Origin of the sequence: Pseudonocardia sp. SID8383 (assembly GCF_009864975.1) — a bacterium.
GTDB classification, from domain to species: Bacteria; Actinomycetota; Actinomycetes; order Mycobacteriales; family Pseudonocardiaceae; genus Pseudonocardia; species Pseudonocardia alni.
The window spans coordinates 1-2,765 of sequence record NZ_WWFY01001247.1; the positions used below are offsets into that span (position 1 = coordinate 1).

Sequence of the window (2,765 nt, forward strand, 5' to 3'; positions counted from 1 at the left end):
CGATGCCGCCGTGGCCGCTGGTCGCGACGGCCGGGGCGCTCGCCGCGGGCTGGGTGCTGTGCGCCGTCACCGCGCGGTCCCGCTCCCGCGCGGCGGCCGAGGAACCCGTGCGCCGCAGCGATCCCGAGGAACAGGCGGCCTGAGGCCGATAGGGTCGCGGGCGTGACCGACGAGCTCCTGCCCAGCCCGCTGCACGACCGGCACGTCGCCCTCGACGCCACCCTCGGCGAGTTCGGGGGGTGGTCGATGCCGATCTCCTACCCGGGCGGCACCGTCGCCGAGCACACGTCGGTCCGCGAGACGGCGGGCCTGTTCGACGTCAGCCACCTCGGCACCGTCCCGATCTCCGGGCCGGGCGCGGCCGCGCACCTGAACGCCTGCCTGACCAACGACCTCGGCCGCATCGGCCCGGGTCGCGCCCAGTACACCCTGGCCTGCGACGACCGCGGCGGCGTCGAGGACGACATGATCGTCTACCTGGCTGCGGACGACGACCTGCTGCTCGTCCCGAACGCCGCGAACTCCACCCGGATCGTCTCCGCGCTCGCCGCCGACGCCCCGCCCGGGGTCACGATCACCGACCGGCACCGCGAACTCGCCGTGCTCGCCGTCCAGGGGCCCCGCTCCGCCGAGGCCCTGAGCGCGGCGCTCGGTGCCGTGGGGGAGGGCGTCGCGGACCTGGACTACATGGCGTTCACCGACCTCGAGGGCGGTCTGAACGACGGCGGTGTGCGGATCTGCCGCACCGGCTACACCGGCGAGCTCGGCTACGAGGTCGTCCTCGCCGCGGAGGCCGCACCGGCGATGTGGGACGCCCTGCTCGACGCCGTCCGCGCGGTCGGCGGCGGACCGTGCGGTCTCGCGGCGCGCGACACCCTGCGCACCGAGATGGGCTACCCGCTGCACGGCCACGAGCTGTCCACCGAGATCAGCCCGGTCCAGGCCGGGAGCAGCTGGGCGGTCGGCTGGGACAAGCCGGCGTTCTGGGGCCGCGACGCCCTGCTCGCCGAGCGCGCGGCGGGCCCGGCGCGGCGCCTGCGCGCGCTGCGGGCGACCGGGCGGGGTGTCCCGCGGGCGGGCATGACCGTCCTCGACGGCGAGGGCGGCAGCCCCGTCGGCGTCGTCACCTCGGGGACGTTCTCCCCGACGCTGCGCACCGGCATCGCGCTGGCTCTGGTCGACACCGCGGGTGGGGTGGCCGTCGGCGACCCACTGGTGATCGACGTCCGGGGCCGCGCGCTGCCGGTGGAGGTCGTGAAGCCGCCCCTGGTGCCCTCCCACGTGCGGTGACCCGTCCGACGGTCGGGAATCCGACTGTCTGCCGGGTGGACGCCGGAGATACCGTTCGTGTCATGAGCGCGCCGAAGTTCTCCGTGACCCGCAACCCCGCCCCGGCGTCCCCGCAGCGGCGCGCCGACGTACTGGCCGCCCCCGGCTTCGGGCGGTACATGACCGACCACATGGTGACGATCCGGTGGACCGCCGGGACCGGCTGGCACGACCCGGCGGTCGTGCCCTACGGCCCGATGACGCTGGACCCGTCCTCGATGGTCCTCCACTACGGGCAGGAGATCTTCGAGGGGCTCAAGGCCTACCGCCAGCCCGACGGTTCGATCGCGTCGTTCCGGCCCGACGCCAACGCCGCCCGGTTCGCCGGCTCCGCGCGCCGGCTCGCGATGGCCGAGCTGCCCGAGGACCTCTTCCTCGCCTCGCTGTCCGAGCTCCTCGCGGTCGACTCCGAGTGGGTGCCCGAGGCCGGCGGCGAGGACTCGCTCTACCTGCGGCCCTTCATGATCGCGACCGAGGTCGGGCTGGGGGTGCGGCCGTCGTCGGAGTACCTGTACTCGGTCATCGCCTCGCCGGCCGGTCCGTACTTCGCCGGTGGGGTCAAGCCCATGGACGTGTGGCTGGAGACCGAGTACACGCGCGCCGCGCTCGGCGGCACCGGCACCGCCAAGTGCGGCGGGAACTACGCGGCGTCGCTGCTGCCGCAGGCGGTCGGCGCCCAGCACGGCTGCGCCCAGGTCGCCTACCTCGACGCCGAGGAGCGCCAGTGGATCGACGAGATGGGCTCGAACAACCTGTTCTTCGTCTTCCGCTCCGGCGACGGCTCGGTCGAGGTCGCGACGCCGGACCTGCGCGGCTCGGTGCTCGCCGGCATCACCCGGGACTCGCTGATCACGGTGGCGAAGGATCTCGGGATCTCGGTGGTCGAGCGCCGCATCTCCGGCCAGGAGTGGCTCGGTGGCGCGGCGAGCGGCGTGCTGACCGAGGTGTTCGGCTGCGGCACCGCCGCGGTGATCACCCCGATCGGGACGGTCAAGCACAGCGGCGGCGAGGTGACCGTCGGCAACGGTGAGCCCGGCCCGGTCACCCTGCAGCTGCGCGAGGCGCTGACCGCGATCCAGCGCGGCGCGGCCCCCGACCCGCACGGCTGGATGCACACCCTGGTGCCGGCCTCCGCGTCGGTCTGAGCCGTCCCCACCGCATGATCACCGGTTGTGGAGTCCTGCGCCCGCCTCGCGGACGGAACGCTCCACAACCGGTGATCATGTGACCGCCTGCCGCGTGGACCGGCTCGATCAGGCGCCGGGTCACCCGGTGAGCGCGGCCGCCAGCACGACGAGGACGGCGGTCCCGCCCACCTCGCAGGCCGCCCCCAGGACGTCACCGCTCATCCCACCGAACCGGCGCCGGGTGTGGCGGGCCAGCCCCACCACCAGCAGCGCCGCGAGCAGCACCGCCCCCAGCACGGCCGCCGTCGT

General features: G+C 74.7%; 3 protein-coding genes. 2 read left to right on the forward strand and 1 reads right to left on the reverse strand.

Features of this window, described 5'->3' with window-relative positions; all coding sequences use genetic code 11:
- The first annotated feature begins 162 nt into the window (after nt 1-162).
- Nucleotides 163-1,290, forward strand: coding sequence for a glycine cleavage system aminomethyltransferase GcvT (gene gcvT, locus GTW08_RS30665; protein ID WP_073574150.1), 1,128 nt, complete (start codon nt 163-165; stop codon nt 1,288-1,290).
- A 62-nt stretch (nt 1,291-1,352) separates the two neighbouring features.
- Nucleotides 1,353-2,474: a branched-chain amino acid aminotransferase gene (locus GTW08_RS30670; RefSeq protein WP_073574149.1), complete on the forward strand. Its 1,122-nt coding sequence runs from the start codon at nt 1,353-1,355 to the stop codon at nt 2,472-2,474.
- A 120-nt stretch (nt 2,475-2,594) separates the two neighbouring features.
- Here the strand turns inward: GTW08_RS30670 and GTW08_RS30675 are convergent, their stop codons facing one another.
- Nucleotides 2,595-2,753 carry an adenosylcobinamide-GDP ribazoletransferase gene (locus GTW08_RS30675; protein ID WP_346009999.1) on the reverse strand — a complete coding sequence of 53 codons (159 nt, stop codon included), beginning with the start codon at nt 2,751-2,753 and terminating at the stop codon, nt 2,595-2,597.
- Nucleotides 2,754-2,765: the final 12 nt, after the last annotated feature.

What these genes read in the sequence shown, in the direction of transcription:
- GTW08_RS30670 (WP_073574149.1), top strand. Translation starts at nt 1,353, where the DNA reads ATGAGCGCGCCGAAGTTCTCCGTGACCCGCAACCCCGCCCCGGCGTCC.